General features: G+C 53.4%; 20 protein-coding genes. 15 read left to right on the forward strand and 5 right to left on the reverse strand.

What is annotated here, in order from left to right; all coding sequences use genetic code 11:
* Window positions 1–2: 2 nt before the first annotated feature.
* The 7 genes from hycF to D9597_RS02540 all read left to right on the forward strand — a co-directional run bounded on the left by hycF (window position 3) and on the right by D9597_RS02540 (window position 3,866).
* Window positions 3–545, forward strand: coding sequence for a formate hydrogenlyase subunit HycF (gene hycF / locus D9597_RS02510; protein WP_000493785.1), 543 nt, complete (start codon window positions 3–5; stop codon window positions 543–545).
* Window positions 545–1,312, forward strand: a complete 768-nt coding sequence (gene hycG / locus D9597_RS02515; protein WP_000067399.1) for a formate hydrogenlyase subunit HycG — start codon at window positions 545–547, stop codon at window positions 1,310–1,312. The genes hycF and hycG overlap by 1 nt, the downstream gene beginning before the upstream one ends.
* Window positions 1,309–1,719 (forward strand): formate hydrogenlyase assembly protein HycH, encoded by a 411-nt coding sequence (hycH, locus tag D9597_RS02520; protein ID WP_130221546.1) that lies wholly within the window; start codon window positions 1,309–1,311, stop codon window positions 1,717–1,719. The genes hycG and hycH overlap by 4 nt, the downstream gene beginning before the upstream one ends.
* On the forward strand, window positions 1,712–2,179 hold the full coding sequence (gene hycI, locus D9597_RS02525; protein WP_130221547.1) for a hydrogenase maturation peptidase HycI: 468 nt from the start codon (window positions 1,712–1,714) through the stop codon (window positions 2,177–2,179). The genes hycH and hycI overlap by 8 nt, the downstream gene beginning before the upstream one ends.
* Window positions 2,180–2,221: 42 nt before the next feature.
* A complete protein-coding gene (locus D9597_RS02530) occupies window positions 2,222–2,977 on the forward strand; it encodes a hypothetical protein (protein WP_130221587.1) in 756 nt (251 codons plus the stop codon).
* A 161-nt stretch (window positions 2,978–3,138) separates the two neighbouring features.
* Complete coding sequence (locus tag D9597_RS02535; RefSeq protein WP_000547557.1) at window positions 3,139–3,450, forward strand: type II toxin-antitoxin system HigB family toxin; 312 nt, start codon at window positions 3,139–3,141, stop codon at window positions 3,448–3,450.
* Window positions 3,447–3,866 carry a helix-turn-helix domain-containing protein gene (locus tag D9597_RS02540; RefSeq protein WP_000126294.1) on the forward strand — a complete coding sequence of 140 codons (420 nt, stop codon included), beginning with the start codon at window positions 3,447–3,449 and terminating at the stop codon, window positions 3,864–3,866. The genes D9597_RS02535 and D9597_RS02540 overlap by 4 nt, the downstream gene beginning before the upstream one ends.
* A gap of 113 nt (window positions 3,867–3,979) precedes the next feature.
* On the opposite strand, the gene ascB is transcribed toward D9597_RS02540, so the two are convergent.
* Window positions 3,980–5,404: a 6-phospho-beta-glucosidase AscB gene (gene ascB / locus D9597_RS02545; protein WP_130221548.1), complete on the reverse strand. Its 1,425-nt coding sequence runs from the start codon at window positions 5,402–5,404 to the stop codon at window positions 3,980–3,982.
* Window positions 5,405–5,412: 8 nt separating this feature from the next.
* Entirely contained in the window at window positions 5,413–6,870 is a 1,458-nt protein-coding gene (gene ascF, locus D9597_RS02550; RefSeq protein ID WP_130221549.1) for a PTS cellobiose/arbutin/salicin transporter subunit IIBC, read from the reverse strand.
* Window positions 6,871–7,129: 259 nt separating this feature from the next.
* On the opposite strand from ascF, the gene ascG reads away from it, so the two are divergent.
* From ascG to hypF, 3 genes are all read left to right on the forward strand, one after another.
* Window positions 7,130–8,140 carry a DNA-binding transcriptional regulator AscG gene (gene ascG / locus D9597_RS02555; protein ID WP_165383527.1) on the forward strand — a complete coding sequence of 337 codons (1,011 nt, stop codon included), beginning with the start codon at window positions 7,130–7,132 and terminating at the stop codon, window positions 8,138–8,140.
* A gap of 148 nt (window positions 8,141–8,288) precedes the next feature.
* Window positions 8,289–8,816, forward strand: coding sequence for an electron transport protein HydN (gene hydN, locus D9597_RS02560; protein ID WP_001078777.1), 528 nt, complete (start codon window positions 8,289–8,291; stop codon window positions 8,814–8,816).
* A 152-nt stretch (window positions 8,817–8,968) separates the two neighbouring features.
* A complete protein-coding gene (hypF, locus tag D9597_RS02565; protein WP_130221551.1) occupies window positions 8,969–11,221 on the forward strand; it encodes a carbamoyltransferase HypF in 2,253 nt (750 codons plus the stop codon).
* A gap of 323 nt (window positions 11,222–11,544) precedes the next feature.
* On the opposite strand, the gene norW is transcribed toward hypF, so the two are convergent.
* On the reverse strand, window positions 11,545–12,678 hold the full coding sequence (norW, locus tag D9597_RS02570; protein ID WP_130221552.1) for an NADH:flavorubredoxin reductase NorW: 1,134 nt from the start codon (window positions 12,676–12,678) through the stop codon (window positions 11,545–11,547).
* Window positions 12,675–14,114, reverse strand: a complete 1,440-nt coding sequence (norV, locus tag D9597_RS02575) for an anaerobic nitric oxide reductase flavorubredoxin (protein WP_000029622.1) — start codon at window positions 14,112–14,114, stop codon at window positions 12,675–12,677. Before norV ends, norW begins: the two co-directional genes overlap by 4 nt.
* Window positions 14,115–14,300: 186 nt before the next feature.
* Between norV and norR the strand changes: the two genes are divergently transcribed.
* Window positions 14,301–15,815, forward strand: coding sequence for a nitric oxide reductase transcriptional regulator NorR (norR, locus tag D9597_RS02580; RefSeq protein ID WP_130221553.1), 1,515 nt, complete (start codon window positions 14,301–14,303; stop codon window positions 15,813–15,815).
* Here the strand turns inward: norR and gutQ are convergent.
* Window positions 15,812–16,777: an arabinose-5-phosphate isomerase GutQ gene (gene gutQ / locus D9597_RS02585; RefSeq protein WP_130221554.1), complete on the reverse strand. Its 966-nt coding sequence runs from the start codon at window positions 16,775–16,777 to the stop codon at window positions 15,812–15,814. The genes norR and gutQ overlap by 4 nt on opposite strands.
* A 253-nt stretch (window positions 16,778–17,030) precedes the next feature.
* On the opposite strand from gutQ, the gene mltB reads away from it, so the two are divergent.
* From mltB to recX, 4 genes are all read left to right on the forward strand, one after another.
* Window positions 17,031–18,110: a lytic murein transglycosylase B gene (mltB, locus tag D9597_RS02590; protein ID WP_130221555.1), complete on the forward strand. Its 1,080-nt coding sequence runs from the start codon at window positions 17,031–17,033 to the stop codon at window positions 18,108–18,110.
* Between the two features lie 144 nt (window positions 18,111–18,254).
* On the forward strand, window positions 18,255–18,752 hold the full coding sequence (pncC, locus tag D9597_RS02595) for a nicotinamide-nucleotide amidase (RefSeq protein ID WP_000132231.1): 498 nt from the start codon (window positions 18,255–18,257) through the stop codon (window positions 18,750–18,752).
* A 79-nt stretch (window positions 18,753–18,831) separates the two neighbouring features.
* Complete coding sequence (gene recA, locus D9597_RS02600) at window positions 18,832–19,893, forward strand: recombinase RecA (RefSeq protein WP_000963143.1); 1,062 nt, start codon at window positions 18,832–18,834, stop codon at window positions 19,891–19,893.
* Window positions 19,894–19,961: 68 nt separating this feature from the next.
* Entirely contained in the window at window positions 19,962–20,462 is a 501-nt protein-coding gene (recX, locus tag D9597_RS02605; RefSeq protein ID WP_130221556.1) for a recombination regulator RecX, read from the forward strand.
* Window positions 20,463–20,464 lie beyond the last annotated feature (2 nt).

Consider the following 20,464-nt stretch of genomic DNA (forward strand, 5'->3'; position numbering starts at 1 on the left):
CCATGTTTACCTTTATCAAAAAAGTCATCAAAACCGGCACGGCGACCTCGTCTTATCCGCTGGAGCCGATTGCGGTTGATAAAAACTTCCGTGGTAAGCCAGAGCAGAACCCGCAGCAGTGCATCGGCTGCGCGGCCTGCGTCAATGCCTGCCCGTCAAACGCCTTAACGGTTGAAACTGACCTCGCCACAGGAGAGCTTGCGTGGGAGTTTAATCTCGGGCGTTGCATCTTCTGTGGACGCTGCGAAGAAGTTTGCCCGACGGCGGCGATCAAACTGTCGCAAGAGTACGAACTGGCGGTGTGGAAGAAAGAAGATTTCCTGCAACAGTCCCGCTTTGCGCTGTGCAACTGCCGCGTCTGCAATCGTCCTTTCGCCGTTCAGAAAGAGATCGACTACGCCATTGCGCTGCTTAAGCACAACGGCGACAGCCGCGCGGAAAACCACCGCGAAAGCTTTGAGACTTGCCCGGAATGTAAGCGCCAGAAATGCCTGGTGCCGTCCGACCGTATTGAACTGACTCGCCATATGAAAGAGGCCATCTGATGAGCAATTTATTAGGCCCCCGTGACGCCAACGGCATTCCGGTCCCGATGACGGTGGATGAGTCCATCGCCAGCATGAAGGCGTCGTTACTGAAAAAAATCAAACGTTCTGCCTACGTTTACCGCGTGGACTGCGGCGGCTGCAACGGCTGCGAAATCGAAATTTTTGCCACGCTTTCGCCACTTTTCGATGCAGAACGCTTCGGCATTAAAGTCGTTCCGTCACCGCGTCATGCGGATATTTTACTGTTTACCGGCGCGGTCACCCGTGCAATGCGATCCCCTGCGCTACGTGCGTGGCAGTCCGCGCCGGACCCGAAAATCTGTATCTCCTACGGTGCCTGCGGCAACAGCGGCGGCATTTTCCACGATCTTTACTGCGTGTGGGGCGGTACGGATAAAATCGTCCCGGTGGATGTTTATATCCCTGGCTGCCCGCCAACACCAGCCGCCACGCTGTACGGCTTTGCAATGGCACTCGGCCTGCTGGAGCAGAAAATTCACGCCCGTGGCCCGGGTGAGCAGGATGAACAACCGGCTGAGATCCTGCATGGCGATATGGTGCAGCCGCTGCGCGTGAAAGTGGATCGCGAAGCACGCCGCCTGGCAGGTTACCGTTACGGTCGCCAGATTGCCGATGATTTCCTGACACAGTTAGGGCAGGGCGAAGAACAGGTTGCACGCTGGCTGGAAGCGGAAAACGATCCGCGTCTGAACGAGATTGTCAGCCATCTGAATCATGTTGTTGAAGAGGCGCGTATCCGATGAGTGAAAAGGTGGTGTTCAGTCAACTGAGCCGTAAATTTATTGATGAGAACGATGCCACGCCCGCTGAGGCGCAGCAGGTGGTCTATTACAGCCTGGCGATTGGTCACCACCTTGGGGTTATCGATTGCCTGGAAGCGGCGCTCACCTGCCCGTGGGATGACTATCTGGCATGGATTGCCACTCTGGAGGCGGGCAGCGAAGCCCGCCGCAAAATGGAAGGCGTGCCGAAATATGGTGAGATCGTCATCGACATTAACCATGTGCCGATGCTGGCCAACGCATTCGATAAAGCCCGGTCAGCGCAAACTTCGCAGCAGAAAGAATGGAGTACAATGTTGTTAAGTATGCTGCATGATATTCATCAGGAAAACGCCATCTATTTGATGGTGAGGAGACTGCGTGACTGACGTTTTACTCTGTGTTGGCAATAGCATGATGGGCGATGATGGCGCTGGCCCGCTGCTGGCGGAAAAGTGCGCCGCCGCGCCGAAAGGTAACTGGGTGGTGATTGACGGCGGTAGCGCACCGGAAAACGACATCGTCGCCATCCGTGAACTGCGCCCTACGCGGTTACTGATTGTCGACGCCACGGATATGGGGTTAAACCCCGGCGAGATCCGCATCATCGACCCGGATGATATCGCCGAGATGTTTATGATGACTACCCATAACATGCCTCTGAACTACCTTATCGACCAGTTGAAAGAAGATATTGGCGAAGTGATTTTTCTCGGCATCCAGCCGGATATCGTCGGCTTTTACTACCCGATGACCCAGCCGATTAAAGATGCGGTTGAAACCGTTTATCAACGACTGGAAGGCTGGGAAGGGAACGGCGGATTTACGCAGTTAGCGGTGGAAGAATAATTCTTCATTAGGGAATTCAGGGAATTGAACATCAAAACAGGGATGTGCGCTTTTTTATTGAGCTTAGTGCTGCCTGCACAGGCCACCAGCTTTACCGAATATCTGCCGATGAGTGACAGCGAATACGCGCAAAAGCGGGTGCTTAAACCTCTCCTGACCATGCCTTATTTTACCGATCAAAACTGGCATTTTAGGAAAGTGGGCGTTGCTGGCGTGACGCTTGAGAAGATGCCAAATGAAGAAGATTACTGGCAATTAACCGCTAAAGACCGCGCCGGTAAATCCTGGGCTGTGCCTGTGGGTATGCTGGCAAACATAGCGGGCAAAGGGCAGCTCTATCGCGCCGATCTGGATCGTAACGGCATCCAGGATCTGGTTATCTGGTTGCCAAGTGCCGGTAATGGTCTGGCTCCTTATGCACATTTAATTCTCATGACGTTCACGCGCGAAGGTCGTCCCTGTGTCTTTGAACCCTGGGGATTCTACACCGCAAGCAAAACTGGCGTAGATGATTTGCTGGATTTACAAGGCAATGGTCACACGCAATTGCTGGATATGCAGTTTGATTCCGGTTACTGGATAACCAGTCTGTATCAGGTAAAAGACGCCAAATGGCAGCATGTTCACGGCTGGTTTGGCAAGTTAAGCTATCCCGCGCTCACGCGTTTTACTTATACCCCCAACCGTAAACTCGTCCTCAAACCCATCGCCGGGCGCGATCCGCAAACGGAGGATCTGGCGCAGACGCAGCGTTGCTTGATAAAGGGGGATGTGCTTGATGGGGTGAACCAGAACTGACGTTTTGCAGAGTGGCTATGAGGATTTTGGGGGTAATTATATAGCGCACAAGTGTTTACATATTGTGAACTTGGATTTGATGAGCTATAGTTTCCGAACACATAAGGATAGAACTCGCAGATGTGGCTGTTTACTTACTATAAGGAAGTTAAAACTTAAAAATGCACATCATTTCTAAAGCGCCATTTGAAGAGTGTGCGCGCAAATATCCTAACGACGCTCTGGCTCTACACTCATTGTATCGGGTTATTAAGGAAACGGATTTTTCTACACCAGAAGAAATGCGAACGGCGTTTCCCAACCTCGACAATTTTAGATATCGCAACAAATGGTACGTTCTGGATGTCGGCGGGAACAATCTTAGGGTTATTGCCTACATAAACTTTGTTAATAAGCGGTTCTTTGTGAAGCACATAACGAATCACGCAGAGTATGACAAACTGACACGTTACTACAGAGAGAACAAAGAATGACTGCTAATGCTGCACGCGCTGTTAAAGCAACAAGAGAACTGGTCAATGCAGTCCCCTTTCTGGGAGGCAGTGACTCAGAAGATGATTATCGTGAAGCACTGGAACTGGTCGAATATTTGATTGAAGAAGATGACACCAATCCACTTATCGACTTTCTGGCGAGCCGCATTGCAGAGTATGAAAACAACAACGAAAAGTTTGCAGAGTTCGACAAAGCCGTTGCTGCAATGCCGGTTGGCGTGGCGTTACTTCGCACGTTGATTGATCAACATAATCTGACCTATGCGGATTTGAAGAACGAAATCGGCTCTAAATCCCTGGTCAGTCAGATTTTGTCTGGACAACGATCCCTGACGATATCCCACATTAAGGCACTTTCAGCCCGATTTGGCGTTAAGCCGGAATGGTTTCTTTGATTTTGACTGATGCCAAACGCCAGATTGCCCGATGCGCTGCGCTTATCGGGCCTACATGTCGCACGAACTATGTAGGCCGGATAAGGCGTTCACGCCGCATCCGGCACGGTTACTTACTCTAAATCCTCACCATTACTGGCAATCACTTTTTTATACCACCAGAACGATTTCTTACGCGTGCGCGTCAGCGTACCGTTTCCTGCGTCGTCACGGTCAACAAAGACAAAACCGTAGCGCTTGCTCATTTCACCCGTTGAAGCAGAAACCAAATCAATACAGCCCCAGGTGGTGTAGCCCATCAGCGGAATGCCGTCTGCAATCGCTTCGCCCATTGCGCGGATATGTTCGCGTAAATAGCTGATGCGATAGTCATCGTTAATCTCGCCATTGGCAGCAAATTCATCTTTTGCGCCCAGGCCGTTTTCCACCAGAAACAGCGGTTTCTGATAACGGTCGTACATCATATTCATGGTGATACGCAGACCGAGTGGATCAATACCCCAGCCCCAGTCGCTTACCTGTAGATACGGGTTACGCAGCGATTTCACCACGTTCGCCGCACTGCTGTTGTTGGCGTTCATCTCCGCCGAGGCGCAGCGCGAGGCGTAATAGCTGAAAGAGATAAAATCGACGGTGTTTTTCAGGATTTCATCATCGGCAGGTGCTTTGTCGATGGTTACCCCTTTTTCGCGGAATACGCGGGCAGAGTAAGCCGGATACGCGCCCCGCGCCTGCACATCAATAAAAAACAGGTTTTCCCTGTCTTTCTCCAGCGCCGCCCAGACATCTTCCGGTTTGCAGCTGTAAGGGTAAAAGTTGCCGCCCGCCAGCATACAGCCCACCTGATTTTGCGGGTTAACCTCATGGGCGATTTTGGTGGCTAATGCACTGGCAATCAGTTGGTGATGCGCAGCCTGATATTTCACCTGATCCTGATTTTCCCCTTCTTCAAACACCAGACCCGCGCCGGAGAACGGGCTATGCAACATAATGTTGATTTCATTGAAGGTAAGCCAGTATTTCACCAGACCATCAAATGCTTCAAAGCAGGTTCTGGCGTAGCGGCTGAAAAACTCCACCAGCTTGCGGTTACGCCAGGAGCCATATTCGGTGACCAGATGCATCGGCACATCGAAGTGGCACAACGTGACCAGCGGTTCGATACCGTACTTTTTACACTCTTCAAAGACAGAACGATAAAAAGCAATGCCCTGCTGATTGGGCGTGATTTCATCGCCCTGCGGGAAGAGGCGGCTCCAGGCAATTGAGGTACGGAAAACGTTGAATCCCATCTCTGCCATCAGGGCGATATCTTCTTTATAACGATGATAAAAATCCGTCGCCTCATGGCTGGGATAAAACTCGTCATCGCGCAACTGAAAACGTTTTTCCAGCCCCAGTTTCACCGCCATTCGATGCTCGCCGTGTGGGATCATATCGACCGTGGTCAGCCCTTTGCCGCCTTCACGGTACGCGCCTTCAGACTGGTTGGCGGCAAGCGCGCCGCCCCATAAAAAACCTTGCGGAAATACTGACATTTTCATCCTCAATTAAGACTTACTTCTTTGGCGACGGTCGGTTGTGCGCTCTGATGCTTTCGCGCCTCGGCAGCCGCTTCCTCAACAGGAATATCCTCAAAGCCGAGCAACAGTGTGAGGATAAACGACAGCACCACCGCCAGCGCCATGACGGCAAACACCCAGACGATGCTCATTGGATTCGCCGGATCGAAGAACTGCACGCTGGTAAATAACCCCGGCGCTGCCATTGAGTGGCTGGCAAGCCCCGCCATACCGGCAACCGCGCCGCAAATAAAACCGCTGATAAGACTGGCGATAAGCGGACGTTTCAGGCGAAGAGCCACGCCGTATAACGCCGGTTCGGAAATCCCCGCCATAATGGCTGATGCCGCCGCTGCCAGCGCCGTCTGGCGCAGTTCCGGGTTTTTCGTTTTCCACGCCACCGCCAGTGATGAACCGCCCAGCGACAGGTTAGCGCCGATCTCTGACGGCATGACCATCCCTTCTTTGCCGGTTTCGGCAATGGTCTGAATGATGGTTGGCGTAAAGACGCGGTGCATCCCGGTCATTACCAGCAGAGGCCACAGCGCGCCCATAATGGCGACTGAAAGCCAGCCCAGATAACCATGAATGGTGTAAACCAGCGCCGAAATGGCGCTACCGATCCAGATACCAATCGGGCCAATCAGCAGGATTGCCAGCGGTGCGGCAATCAACACAATCAGCATTGGCTTGAGGAAGTTTTTGGTCACCGCCGGTGTAATGCTGTCCACCCAGCGTTCGATATATGACAGGCACCAGGTCATCACCAGCGCCGGGATCACTGTGTAGGTGTATTTCACCGCGGTGACCGGGATCAGGGCAAATTCGACATGTTCACCCTGGGCCGCTTTCGCCATCAGTTCAATAAAACTCGGATGTACCAGCACACCCGCGATGGCAATCGCCAGCGACATATTGGTTTTAAATTTGATGGCGGCCGAAGCCGCGACCATCAGCGGCAGGAAGAAGAAAGCACCGTCACCAATCACATTCAGAATGGTTAAGGTCGGCGATCCTTTTGTCAGCACGCCGCTCATCTCGAGGATCATCGCCAGCAGTTTGACCATCGATCCGCCGATAATCGCCGGGATCAGCGGTGACATGGTGCCGATCAGCGCATCAAGGATCCCCGCACCAATGCGACGTAGCGTGAGTTTAGGTTTACCCACGGGCTGTGCGGGCTGCATATCTCCCGGCAGCAGACTGACGACTTCCTGAAAGGCTTGCGAAACGGTATTGCCGATAATTACCTGACACTGGTTGTCACTACGTACCACGCCGAGCACGCCGGGGATGGTTTTTAACGTCGGGCTGTCGATAAGCTGGTCATCTTTGATAACAAAGCGCAAACGCGTCATACAGTGCGTGACTGCCGAGATGTTATCAACGCCGCCCAGTGCCGCTATCACCGAGCGTGCCAGCGCCGCATAATTTTTGGCCATCGGATTTTATCCTGTTATCAGTAGGGTAGAGGTAGTTGTTATCAGTCGACGTGACGGAAAAATGCCGATGCTGAAACGGAATTAAGAAACCGGTTTCACAAAATCATGAATAGTTGTCAAAAAATAAGCAAGAGAGTGAATTGTTCATTTTTTATATTTGTGAAACCGGTCACCTGAATATTTTTCCCGCTGATTGCGCAAGGACAATCGGCAAACGGTGCAGTACACTGCGTTGATTGCGTGTAAAGGGATGAAAATGATGACGACGATGCTGGAAGTGGCGAAGCGCGCCGGGGTTTCAAAAGCGACCGTTTCCCGCGTGCTTTCAGGTAATGGCTACGTCAGCCAGGAGACTAAAGATCGCGTGTTTCAGGCGGTAGAAGAGAGCGGCTACCGTCCAAACTTGCTGGCGCGCAATCTGTCGGCGAAGAGTACTCAGACGCTGGGGCTGGTAGTGACCAACACGCTTTACCACGGCATTTATTTTAGTGAATTACTGTTTCATGCCGCGCGAATGGCGGAAGAGAAAGGGCGACAGTTGCTATTGGCAGATGGCAAACATAGCGCCGAAGAAGAGCGCCAGGCGATTCAGTATCTGCTGGATTTGCGCTGCGACGCCATCATGATTTACCCGCGTTTTTTAAGCGTGGATGAGATCGATGACATTATTGACGCGCACAGTCAGCCGATAATGGTGCTCAATCGCCGCCTGCGCAAAAACAGCAGCCATAGCGTCTGGTGCGATCATAAACAGACCAGCTTTAACGCCGTGGCAGAGTTGATAAACGCCGGACATCAGGAGATTGCTTTCCTTACCGGCTCGATGGATTCTCCCACCAGCATTGAACGTCTTGCCGGGTATAAAGACGCGCTGGCGCAGCATGGTATTGCGCTCAATGAACAACTTATCGCTAACGGTAAATGGACGCCCGCCAGCGGGGCCGAAGGGGTAGAAACGTTGCTCGAACGTGGGGCTAAATTTAGCGCGTTAGTTGCCAGTAACGACGATATGGCGATAGGTGCGATGAAAGCGTTACACGAGCGCGGCGTAGCGGTGCCAGAGCAGGTGTCAGTTATCGGATTTGATGATATCGCAATTGCCCCCTATATCGTTCCGGCGCTCTCCAGCGTAAAAATTCCGGTGACTGAGATGATTCAGGAAATTATTGGACGGCTGATTTTTATGCTCGATGGCGGGGATTTCTCACCGCCGAAAACCTTCAGCGGAAAATTGATCTGCCGCGACTCACTCATTGCTCTTTCGCGATAAACATTGTCATCACATGTCATCGTCACTAGTGTCGATGACATCGTTTTTCCTGCATCACAGAATTTAATTTCCTTAAATAACAGTAAATTAAAAACTGGCATGATTTGTGAATGTATCGGCGCATTAACTGTCATTGCTGGAGAATTTGATGAACCGTTTCATCATTGCTGACGCGAGTAAATGTATTGGTTGCCGTACCTGTGAAGTGGCGTGCGTGGTTTCTCATCAGGAAAATCAGGACTGTGCATCGCTGACCCCGGAAACATTTTTACCGCGTATCCATGTCATTAAAGGTGTGAACATTTCCACGGCGACAGTTTGCCGTCAGTGTGAAGATGCACCGTGCGCTAACGTCTGCCCGAATGGTGCTATCAGCCGTGATAAAGGGTTTGTTCATGTGATGCAGGAACGTTGCATTGGTTGCAAAACCTGCGTTGTGGCTTGCCCGTATGGCGCGATGGAAGTGGTGGTACGTCCGGTGATTCGCAACAGCGGCGCGGGGCTGAATGTACGGGCTGACAAAGCTGAAGCCAATAAATGCGACCTGTGCAACCATCGTGAAGACGGCCCGGCGTGTATGGCGGCTTGCCCGACCCATGCGCTGATTTGTGTCGATCGTAATAAACTTGAACAACTGAGCGCAGAAAAACGTCGCCGCACGGCGCTGATGTTCTAAAAATCTTACAGAACTGTTCTGGCATCAAAGGAATTCCCGGAAATATTCGTAGAATACGAAGCGGGCGGTATCGCCGACCTGTGACTGCCGGATGCGACGCTGTCGTGTCCGGCTGGGCGGGTTACGCAATTCATGATGGCGGGAATAACTCAATGGCAAAAAACACATCTTGCGGTGTCCAACTGCGTATTCGAGGCAAAGTGCAGGGCGTCGGTTTTCGTCCGTTTGTCTGGCAGCTGGCACAGCAATTAAATCTTCACGGCGATGTCTGTAATGACGGAGATGGCGTAGAAGTCCGGCTGCTGGAAGACCCGGAAACGTTTCTTGTTCAATTGCATCAGCACTGCCCGCCGCTGGCGCGTATTGATAGCGTCGAGCGTGAGCCGTTTATCTGGTCACAACTGCCCACTGAGTTCACCATCCGCCAGAGCGCGGGCGGTGCCATGAATACGCAAATTGTCCCGGATGCTGCCACTTGCCCTGCTTGCCTTGCCGAAATGAATACCCCAGGCGAGCGACGCTGGCGTTATCCGTTTATCAACTGTACCCACTGCGGCCCGCGTTTCACCATTATTCGCGCCATGCCTTACGATCGCCCGTTTACCGTGATGGCGGCGTTTCCGCTGTGTCCGGCCTGTGACAAAGAGTACCGTGACCCGCTCGATCGTCGCTTCCACGCCCAGCCGGTGGCCTGCCCGGAGTGTGGCCCGCATCTTGAATGGGTAAGTCATGGTGAACATGCGGAACAAGAGGCGGCATTACAGGCAGCTATCGCACAGTTAAAAATGGGCAACATTGTCGCCATCAAAGGGATTGGCGGATTTCATCTTGCCTGCGATGCACGTAACAGTAACGCGGTGGCGACACTGCGGGCGCGCAAACATCGCCCGGCGAAACCGCTGGCGGTCATGTTGCCAGTGGCAGAAGGTTTACCAGACGCTGCGCGCCAGTTGCTCACCACACCCGCCGCGCCGATTGTGCTGGTGGATAAAAAATACGTTCCTGAGCTTTGTGATGATATCGCCCCTGGCCTTAACGAAGTCGGGGTGATGTTGCCTGCGAATCCGCTCCAGCATTTGCTGTTACAGGAACTGCAATGCCCGCTGGTGATGACCTCCGGTAACCTGAGCGGTAAACCACCGGCTATCAGCAACGAACAGGCGCTGGCGGATTTGCAGGGCATTGCCGACGGATTCTTGCTACATAACCGCGACATCGTGCAGCGGATGGATGATTCGGTGGTGCGCGAAAGCGGCGAAATGCTGCGCCGTTCACGCGGGTATGTGCCGGATGCGCTGGTTTTGCCTCCGGGCTTTAAAAATGTTCCGCCTGTGCTGTGTCTCGGCGCGGATCTGAAAAATACCTTCTGCCTGGTGCGCGGTGAACAAGCGGTGTTGAGTCAGCATCTGGGCGATTTAAGTGACGATGGCATCCAGATGCAGTGGCGCGAAGCGTTACGCCTGATGCAAAACATCTACGATTTCACTCCGCAATACGTTGTGCATGACGTGCATCCGGGCTATGTCTCCAGCCAGTGGGCGAGCGAAATGAATCTGCCGACGCAAACGGTACTGCATCATCATGCCCATGCAGCGGCGTGTCTGGCAGAGCATCAGTGGCCGCTGGATGGCGGTGATGTCATTGCGTTGACGCTCGACGGTATTGGTATGGGGGAGAATGGCGCTTTGTGGGGCGGCGAGTGCCTGCGGGTGAACTATCGCGAATGCCAGCACCTGGGCGGCTTGCCTGCGGTGGCGCTTGCTGGTGGCGATTTGGCTGCAAAGCAGCCGTGGCGTAACCTGCTGGCGCAGTGCCTGCGCTTTGTGCCGGAGTGGCAGAATTACTCTGAAACGGCAAGTGTGCAACAGCAAAACTGGAGCGTGCTGGCGCGGGCCATTGAGCGTGGAATTAACGCGCCGCTGGCATCATCGTGTGGACGTTTGTTCGATGCCGTAGCGGCGGCACTGGGCTGTGCGCCAGCCACGTTAAGTTATGAAGGTGAAGCGGCTTGTGCCCTGGAGGCACTCGCAGCTTCGTGCCACGGAGTGACGCATCCGGTGACGATGCCGCTGGTGGACAATCAACTGGATCTCGCCACCTTCTGGCAGCAGTGGCTGAACTGGCAGGCTCCGGTTAATCAACGTGCGTGGGCGTTTCATGATGCGCTGGCGCAGGGTTTTGCCGCGTTGATGCGTGAGCAGGCCACGATGCGTGGTATCACTACGCTGGTATTTAGCGGCGGAGTTATTCATAACCGTTTGTTGCGTGCACGTCTGGCGCATTATCTCGCTGATTTCACATTGCTCTTTCCGCAGAGTTTACCGGCGGGTGATGGCGGCTTGTCTCTGGGGCAGGGGGTTATTGCTGCGGCGCGTTGGTTAGCGGGTGAAGTCCAGAACGGATAAAGCGTGTTGCATTTGGACACCATTGCCGGATGCGGCGTAAACGCCTTATCCGGCCTACACATGCGTCCCCGTAGGTCGGATAAGACGCACCAGCGTCGCATCCGACATTTTGGGCACAGTAGCTGGATGCGACATGAACGCATTATGTGACCAACACGTGCGCTCCCCGTAGGTCGGATAAGACGCGCCAGCGTCGCATCCGACATTTTGGGTACATTAGCTGGATGCGACATGAACGCATTATGTGGCCTACACGTGCGCTCCCCGTAGGTCGGATAAGACGCGCCAGCGTCGCATCCGACATTTTAGGCACAGTAGCCCGCCTACACCGGCAACGTTTTCAACAATCCAAATGCCTCTTTCATCCGATCCTCACTGACCACAAAGGCGCGAAGCTGGTCAGCATCGTCAACACCGCGCGCCACCATTCCCTGGCGTTCGGTATTAATCTGCCAGCGCAAATCCCGACGCTGGGTTTCGCCTGCCAGATGCAGCGGTAATTCCGGCGTTTTGATTTTCACCAGCATCGCCGGGAGTTTCAGCGGCGTGTTATTGCCGAGAAGATTTTTTGCCAGCACCATCGCGCTAAGTTGAATCGGCTGGAGGAACGGCAATACCTGACCGTTAATTTCCGCGCAATCGCCCAGAGCGTAAATATCGGCATTACTGGTTTGCAGATAACTATCGACGCAAACGCCGCGATTAATCGTCAGCCCGGCGCGTCGTGCCAGGGCTGTTTCCGGGCGCAGTCCGGTGGCGGCAATTACCGCATCCACTTCGATGCAACGCTGGCGGTCCAGCGTTGCCAGAATGCCAGAATCCGTTTTTTCCAGCCCCTGCAACTGAGATTTCAACAGCAGATGAACGCCCATCTCCGTCAACCGATGCTGCAAGCGGCTGCTTACTTCCGGTGGCATTAATGACGCCAGAATACTGGCAGCGTTGTCGATTAGCGTGACCGCTTTGCCTGCACGACAAAAATCCATCGCCAGTTCGCTACCAATCAAGCCACCACCGACAATCAACACGCGTCGGGCATCCCGCAGTTGCGTTTCACAGGCGCGATACTCTTGCTGACTATTTAACGTCAGCATTAACTCACGCCCAGGCACTGGCGGGACAAAGGCACTGGCACCGGTTGCCAGCACCAGCTTGTCGTATTGCCACTGATTATTCTGGCTTTTCACCACATGGGCTTCGGCATCGATATCCGTCACCCAGGTGTGCGGAAACAGGCGCAGATTAAACTGCTCGGCAAATTCACCTGCCGTCTGGCGGGTAAGGTCGTCGGCACGTTGCCCCTGGCTGATAACATGGCTGAGATCAGGTTTGTTGTACTCATCCATGCTGTCGGCGGCAATCAGGGTTAATGGAATAGTGGCGTCCTGTTTGCGAATATTTTTCACCAGTTGGCGGGCGGCGAAGCCCGAACCAATGATCACAATGCCGTTGCTCATTTTGCCTCCGATGCCAGTTCGTCAAAGACGTCTTTGCCGAGGGAGCATTCCGGGCAGAGGAAGTTATCCGGAACTTCACTCCACGGCGTTCCCGGTGCAACGTCCTGCATTGGCTCGCCTTTTGCCGGATCGTAAATCCACTGGCAGACGCTGCACTGCATCCGTGGGCCGAGGTCAGCCGTCGTGGTGGCAGAGGTTTCTTCTTTAACCACCGTATTCACCGTGCTCTGCGGCAGCGGCGCGAGCGCCCACTGACGGGCGATTTCGCGACCGTGTTCACGGCATAACTCCAGAGCGTCCTGGTCCGGTCGCCATTTGGCTTTCAGGCTAAGCGACATTTCGAAACCCGCATCCTGCAGGCGCGTGGAAAGACGATCCACCGCACCGCCGCTCCAGCCGTGAGAGCCGAAAGCACTGGCGCGTTTGTTACGGAAGCGTAATCCGGTCATCTCCTCCACCAGCCCGGCGATTTTCGGCATCATCACGTTATTCATCGTCGAAGTGCCGACCAGCACGCCTTTTGAGCGGAAGACATTGGTCAGGATTTCGTTTTTATCGCTTCGGGCGACGTTGAAAATTTTCACCGCCACGCGTGGGTCGGTTTCCGCAATCCCCTGGGCGATAGCGTCAGCCATCATGCGGGTGTTATTTGACATGGTGTCGTAGAAAATGGTGATTCTGTCTTCCTGATAATCCGCCGCCCATTTCAGGTACAGCTCGACAATTTGCGTCGGGTTATCGCGCCATACCACGCCGTGAGAGGTCGCTATCATATCGACTGGTAAGTTAAAGCCTAGGATCTCGGTAATTTTCGGCGTTACCAGGCGGCTGAACGGCGTCAGGATATTGGCGTAGTAACGCTGGCACTGTTCGAAAAGCTCCGTCTGATCCACTTCATCGTTGAACAGATGCTCGTCGCAGTAGTGCTGACCGAAAGCATCGTTACTGAACAGCACCGCGTCGCCTGTCAGGTAAGTCATCATGCTGTCCGGCCAGTGCAGCATTGGTGTTTCGACAAAAATGAGCTGTTTGCCGTTGCCGATATCCAGCGTGTCGCCAGTTTTCACCACATTAAAATTCCACTCCGGATGATGGTGATGACCATTTATCGAGTCGATAGCGTTGGCAGTACAGTAGATCGGCGTATCGGGAATTTGCGCCATCAGTTCGGTCAGCGCCCCGGCGTGGTCCTCTTCAGCATGGTTAATCACGATGTAATCGATATCCGCCAGATCGATTTCATTACGCAGGTTCTGCACAAATTCGCGGCTGAATTTATGGTCGACGGTGTCGATCAGCACGTTTTTTTCTTCGCGGATGAGGTAGCTGTTGTAGCTGCTGCCGCGCAGCGTTTTATATTCCGTGCCGTGAAAATCTCGTACTTCCCAGTCACGTTGACCAACCCAATGAATGTTATTTTTCACCACAATAGACATAGCAACCTCAATTTATTCAGCGTGTTCTAAAAAGATGTCTTGCTAATTGCAGATTGCGTGCCAGTTTTTTATCTAATTGTTTTTACTATATAAATAAAATAATGCTCATTAATGAGTAGTCAAAATGACTATTAATCAAATGGTCGATATGACAATATCTATAGTCAAATTGACAGTGAGGCAAAGATGAGTTTTTCCGTTGATGTGCTGGCGAATATCGCCATCGAATTGCAGAGTGGGATTGGTCATCAGGATCGTTTTCAGCGCCTGATCACCACGCTGCGTCAGGTGCTGGAGTGCGATGCGTCTGCGTTGCTACGTTACGACTCGCGGCAGTTTATTCCGCTTGCCATCGACGGGCTGGCTAAGGATGTACTCGGTAGACGCTTTGCGCTGGAAGGTCATCCACGGCTGGAAGCGATTGCCCGCGCGGGTGATGTGGTGCGTTTTCCCGCAGACAGCGAATTGCCCGATCCCTATGACGGTTTGATTCCAGGGCAGGAGAGTCTGAAGGTTCACGCCTGTGTTGGTCTGCCGTTGTTTGCCGGACAAAACCTGATCGGCGCATTGACGCTCGACGGAATGCAGCCCGATCAGTTCGATATTTTCAGCGATGAAGAGTTACGCCTGATTGCTGCGCTGGCGGCGGGAGCGTTAAGCAATGCGTTGCTGATTGAACAACTGGAAAGCCAGAATATGCTGCCAGGCGATGCCGCGCCGTTTGAAACGGTGAAACAGACGCAGATGATCGGTCTGTCGCCAGGTATGACGCAATTGAAAAAAGAGATTGAGATTGTGGCGGCGTCCGATCTCAACGTCCTGATCAGCGGTGAGACGGGAACCGGTAAGGAGCTGGTGGCGAAAGCGATTCATGAAGCCTCGCCACGGGCGGTGAATCCGTTGGTCTATCTCAACTGTGCCGCACTGCCGGAAAGTGTGGCGGAAAGTGAACTGTTCGGGCATGTGAAAGGGGCGTTTACTGGCGCTATCAGTAACCGCAGCGGGAAGTTTGAAATGGCGGATAACGGCACGCTGTTTCTGGATGAGATCGGCGAGTTGTCGTTGGCATTGCAGGCCAAGCTGCTGAGGGTGTTGCAGTATGGCGATATTCAGCGCGTTGGCGATGACCGCAGTTTGCGGGTCGATGTGCGCGTGCTGGCGGCGACTAACCGCGACTTACGCGAAGAGGTGCTGGCAGGGCGATTCCGCGCCGATTTGTTCCATCGCCTGAGCGTGTTTCCACTTTCGGTACCGCCGCTGCATGAGCGGGGCGATGATGTCATTTTGCTTGCGGGGTATTTTTGCGAGCAGTGTCGTTTGCGGCTGGGGCTCTCCCGCGTGGTATTAAGTGCCGGGGCGCGAAAATTACTGCAACACTACAGTTTTCCGGGGAACGTGCGCGAACTGGAACATGCTATTCATCGGGCGGTAGTGCTGGCGAGAGCCACTCGCAGCGGCGATGAAGTGATTCTTGAGGCGCAACATTTTGCTTTTCCTGAGGAGGCATTGCCGCCGCCAGAAGTGATGACAACGCCCGTCGTTAAGCAAAATCTGCGTGAAGCGACAGAAGCGTTCCAGCGTGAAACCATTCGCCAGGCACTGGTACAAAATCATAACAACTGGGCTGCCTGCGCGCGAATGCTGGAAACTGACGTCGCCAACCTGCATCGGTTGGCGAAACGTCTGGGATTGAAGGATTAAATAATCCCGGCCTGATAGAAATCCTGCAGGTTAATCGCGCCGGTGAGTTTGCCGTTTTCATCTATCACCGGTGCGGCAGTGATTTTGCGCTTCATCAGAACTTCTTTGGCGTCGATGGCGCGACTTTGTGCCTGTAATGTGGTGCCGCCTGTCGTCATCGCTTCATTAACTGGCGTGGTGAGTGCTCCGCCGCCTACCAGCCAGCGACGTAAATCGCCGTCGGTAAAGACGCCTTGTACCTGTTGTTGAGCGTCACATACCGCCACCAGCCCCAGACCGGTGCGGCTGAGTTCCAGCATCGCATCCATCACGCTGGCGGTTAACGCCACTTGCGGGATGGCGTCATCACGGCGCATCAGATGATGCACTTTATTCAGCAAGCGAGCGCCCAGTGCTCCAGCAGGGTGGGAGCGGGCAAAATCTTCTTCATCAAATCCGCGCGCTTGCATGACCGCCATCGCCAGCGCGTCGCCCATCATCAGGGTATTCACAGTGCTGGAAGTCGGCGCAAGGTGCATCGGGCAGGCTTCGCGTTCTACGGAGATATCCAGCACCGCTTTCGCCGCCAGGCCCAGCGGTGACGTCGGTTTGCCGGTCATCGCCAGCAGCGCGATAGATTTGTCTTCCAGACGCGGAATAATCAGATCCAGTTCCTTCGCGCCACCGGAGTAAGAGATAAACAGCATCACATCGCGGCTTTCAATCATCCCCAGATCGCCGTGCAGTGCTTCTGCCGGATGGACAAAAAAAGCCGGTGTGCCGGTACTGGCGAGTGTTGCGGCGATTTTCTTACCAATGTGGCCCGATTTGCCAATTCCGGAAACCACCACTTTGCCTTCGCAGTGCAGGATGATATTGGCGGCGCGAACAAAATCATCGCCCAGACGTTCCGGTAAACGGCTTGCTTCCTGCAACTCCAGTATTAACGTCTGACGTCCCGCGTTCAGTAGTGCTTCACTCATTGCTCTCTCCGGTTAAGGTCCATTTATTTATTCCAGCCAGGGATTGATGGCCGGAATGAGCGCTCATTATCCAGCGCTATGGGAAGGGAAACAACATATGTGAATTTAGTTACAACATACTTTAAGAAAAAATATGAACTGAAAGAAGAGACTAAAGAGAAATTGAGTGCCGAAAACAGACTACCGCTTCCTTGTGCTGGGCGGGATGCTTTACCATACTTGCCCCTGGTTGAATTTGTTAAATGGACCCCTCATGTTCAAGCATCGTTATGTAACATTGCTTCCCCTTTTTGTGTTACTTGCCGCCTGTAGCAGCAAGCCAAAACCGACTGAGACAACCACCGGAACGCCGTCCGGCGGCTTCCTGCTTGAGCCGCAGCACAATGTGATGCAGATGGGCGGTGATTTTGCCAATAACCCCAATGCCCAGCAGTTCATCGAAAAAATGGTGAACAAACACGGTTTCGATCGTCAGCAGTTGCAGGAAATTCTCTCTCAGGCGAAACGTCTGGATTCGGTACTGCGGCTGATGGATAACCAGGCACCAACCACATCGGTGAAACCGCCATCCGGTCCGAACGGCGCATGGCTGCGTTATCGCAAAAAATTTATTACGCCGGATAACGTGCAGAACGGCGTGGTTTTCTGGAATCAGTATGAAGATGCGCTGAATCGCGCGTGGCAGGTGTATGGCGTACCGCCGGAAATTATCGTCGGGATTATCGGCGTCGAAACCCGCTGGGGGCGCGTGATGGGGAAAACTCGCATCCTCGATGCGCTGGCAACGCTGTCATTTAACTACCCACGCCGCGCGGAGTATTTCTCTGGCGAGCTGGAAACCTTCCTGCTGATGGCGCGCGACGAGCAGGACGATCCGCTCAATCTGAAAGGTTCCTTTGCCGGGGCGATGGGCTACGGACAGTTTATGCCGTCGTCTTACAAACAATATGCGGTAGATTTCAGCGGCGACGGGCATATCAACCTGTGGGATCCGGTTGATGCGATCGGTAGCGTGGCGAATTATTTCAAAGCACACGGCTGGGTGAAAGGCGATCAGGTGGCGGTGATGGCAAACGGTCAGGCGCCAGGCTTACCGAATGGCTTCAAAACCAGGTACAGCATTTCGCAGCTTGCCGCGGCAGGTTTAACGCCACAGCAGCCGCTGGGCAACCATCAACAAGCCAGCCTGCTGCGTCTGGATGTCGGTACCGGTTACCAGTACTGGTACGGTCTGCCGAACTTCTACACCATTACCCGTTATAACCACAGCACCCATTACGCAATGGCGGTCTGGCAGTTAGGACAAGCCGTGGCGCTGGCGCGCGTGCAGTAACTATTTGCAAGAGGGGGGCGTGAGCTTCCCTCTGGCTAATCAGCTTTTTTCTGAATCCTCCTCGTAAAATTGCAACGCCAACACCATCTTCCTGACGAAAGTGCTATCTTGTCCGGCATAAATTTATGACTGACAGAGGTTGTGATGACTGACAGTGAACTGATGCAGTTAAGCGAGCAGGTAGGGCAGGCGCTGAAAGCCCGTGGCGCAACCGTAACAACTGCCGAGTCTTGTACCGGTGGTTGGGTAGCGAAAGTGATTACCGATATTGCCGGTAGCTCCGCCTGGTTTGAACGCGGATTTGTCACCTACAGTAACGAAGCCAAAGCGCAGATGATCGGTGTACGTGAAGAGACGCTGGCGCAGCATGGCGCGGTGAGTGAACCCGTCGTGGTGGAAATGGCGATAGGTGCACTGAAAGCGGCTCGTGCTGATTATGCTGTGTCTATTAGTGGTATCGCCGGGCCGGATGGCGGCAGTGAAGAGAAACCTGTCGGCACCGTCTGGTTTGCTTTTGCCACTGCCCGCGGCGAAGGCATTACCCGGCGGGAATGCTTCAGCGGTGACCGTGATGCGGTGCGTCGTCAGGCTACTGCGTATGCATTGCAGACCTTGTGGCAACAATTTCTACAAAACACTTGATACTGTATGAGCATACAGTATAATTGCTTCAACAGAACATATTGACTATCCGGTATTACCCGGCATGACAGGAGTAAAAATGGCTATCGACGAAAACAAACAGAAAGCGTTGGCGGCAGCACTGGGCCAGATTGAGAAACAATTTGGTAAAGGCTCCATCATGCGCCTGGGTGAAGACCGTTCCATGGATGTGGAAACCATCTCTACCGGTTCGCTTTCACTGGATATCGCGCTTGGGGCAGGTGGTCTGCCGATGGGCCGTATCGTCGAAATCTACGGACCGGAATCTTCCGGTAAAACCACGCTGACGTTGCAGGTGATCGCCGCAGCGCAGCGTGAAGGTAAAACCTGTGCGTTTATCGATGCTGAACACGCACTGGACCCAATCTACGCACGTAAACTGGGTGTCGATATCGACAACCTGCTGTGCTCCCAGCCGGACACCGGCGAGCAGGCACTGGAAATCTGTGACGCTCTGGCGCGTTCTGGCGCAGTAGACGTTATCGTCGTTGACTCCGTGGCGGCACTGACACCGAAAGCGGAAATCGAAGGTGAAATCGGCGACTCTCACATGGGCCTTGCAGCACGTATGATGAGCCAGGCGATGCGTAAGCTGGCGGGTAACCTGAAGCAGTCCAACACGCTGCTGATCTTCATCAACCAGATCCGTATGAAAATTGGTGTGATGTTCGGTAACCCGGAAACCACTACCGGTGGTAACGCGCTGAAATTCTACGCCTCTGTTCGTCTCGACATCCGTCGTATCGGCGCGGTGAAAGAGGGCGAAAACGTAGTGGGTAGCGAAACCCGCGTGAAAGTGGTGAAGAACAAAATTGCAGCGCCGTTTAAACAGGCTGAATTCCAGATCCTCTACGGTGAAGGTATCAACTTCTACGGCGAGTTGGTTGACCTGGGCGTGAAAGAGAAGCTGATCGAGAAAGCAGGCGCGTGGTACAGCTACAAAGGTGAGAAGATCGGTCAGGGTAAAGCGAATGCGACTGCCTGGCTGAAAGATAACCCGGAAACCGCGAAAGAGATCGAGAAGAAAGTACGTGAGTTGCTGCTGAGCAACCCGAACTCAACGCCGGATTTCTCTGTAGATGATAGCGAAGGCGTAGCAGAAACTAACGAAGATTTTTAATCGTCTTGTTTGATACACAAGGGTCGCATCTGCGGCCCTTTTGCTTTTTTAAGTTGTAAGGATATGCCATGACAGACTCAACATCCCGTCGCCCGGCATATGCTCGCCTGTTGGATCGAGCGGTACGCATTCTGGCGGTGCGCGATCACAGTGAGCAAGAACTGCGACGTAAACTCGCGGCACCGATTATGGGCAAAAATGGCCCGGAAGAGATTGATGCCACGGCAGAAGATTACGAGCGCGTTATTGCCTGGTGCCATGAACATGGCTATCTCGATGACAGCCGATTTGTTGCGCGCTTTATCGCCAGCCGTAGCCGCAAAGGTTATGGGCCTGCGCGTATTCGTCAGGAACTGAATCAGAAAGGTATTTCCCGCGAAGCGACAGAAAAAGCGATGCGTGAATGTGACATCGACTGGTGCGCACTGGCGCGCGATCAGGCGACGCGAAAATATGGCGAACCTTTGCCAACTGTCTTTTCAGAAAAAGTTAAGATCCAGCGTTTTCTGCTCTATCGTGGCTATCTGATGGAAGATATCCAGGAGATTTGGCGAAATTTTGCCGACTGAAC

The organism is Escherichia sp. E13S3, from assembly GCF_004212325.1.
Taxonomy (GTDB): Bacteria; Pseudomonadota; Gammaproteobacteria; order Enterobacterales; family Enterobacteriaceae; genus Escherichia.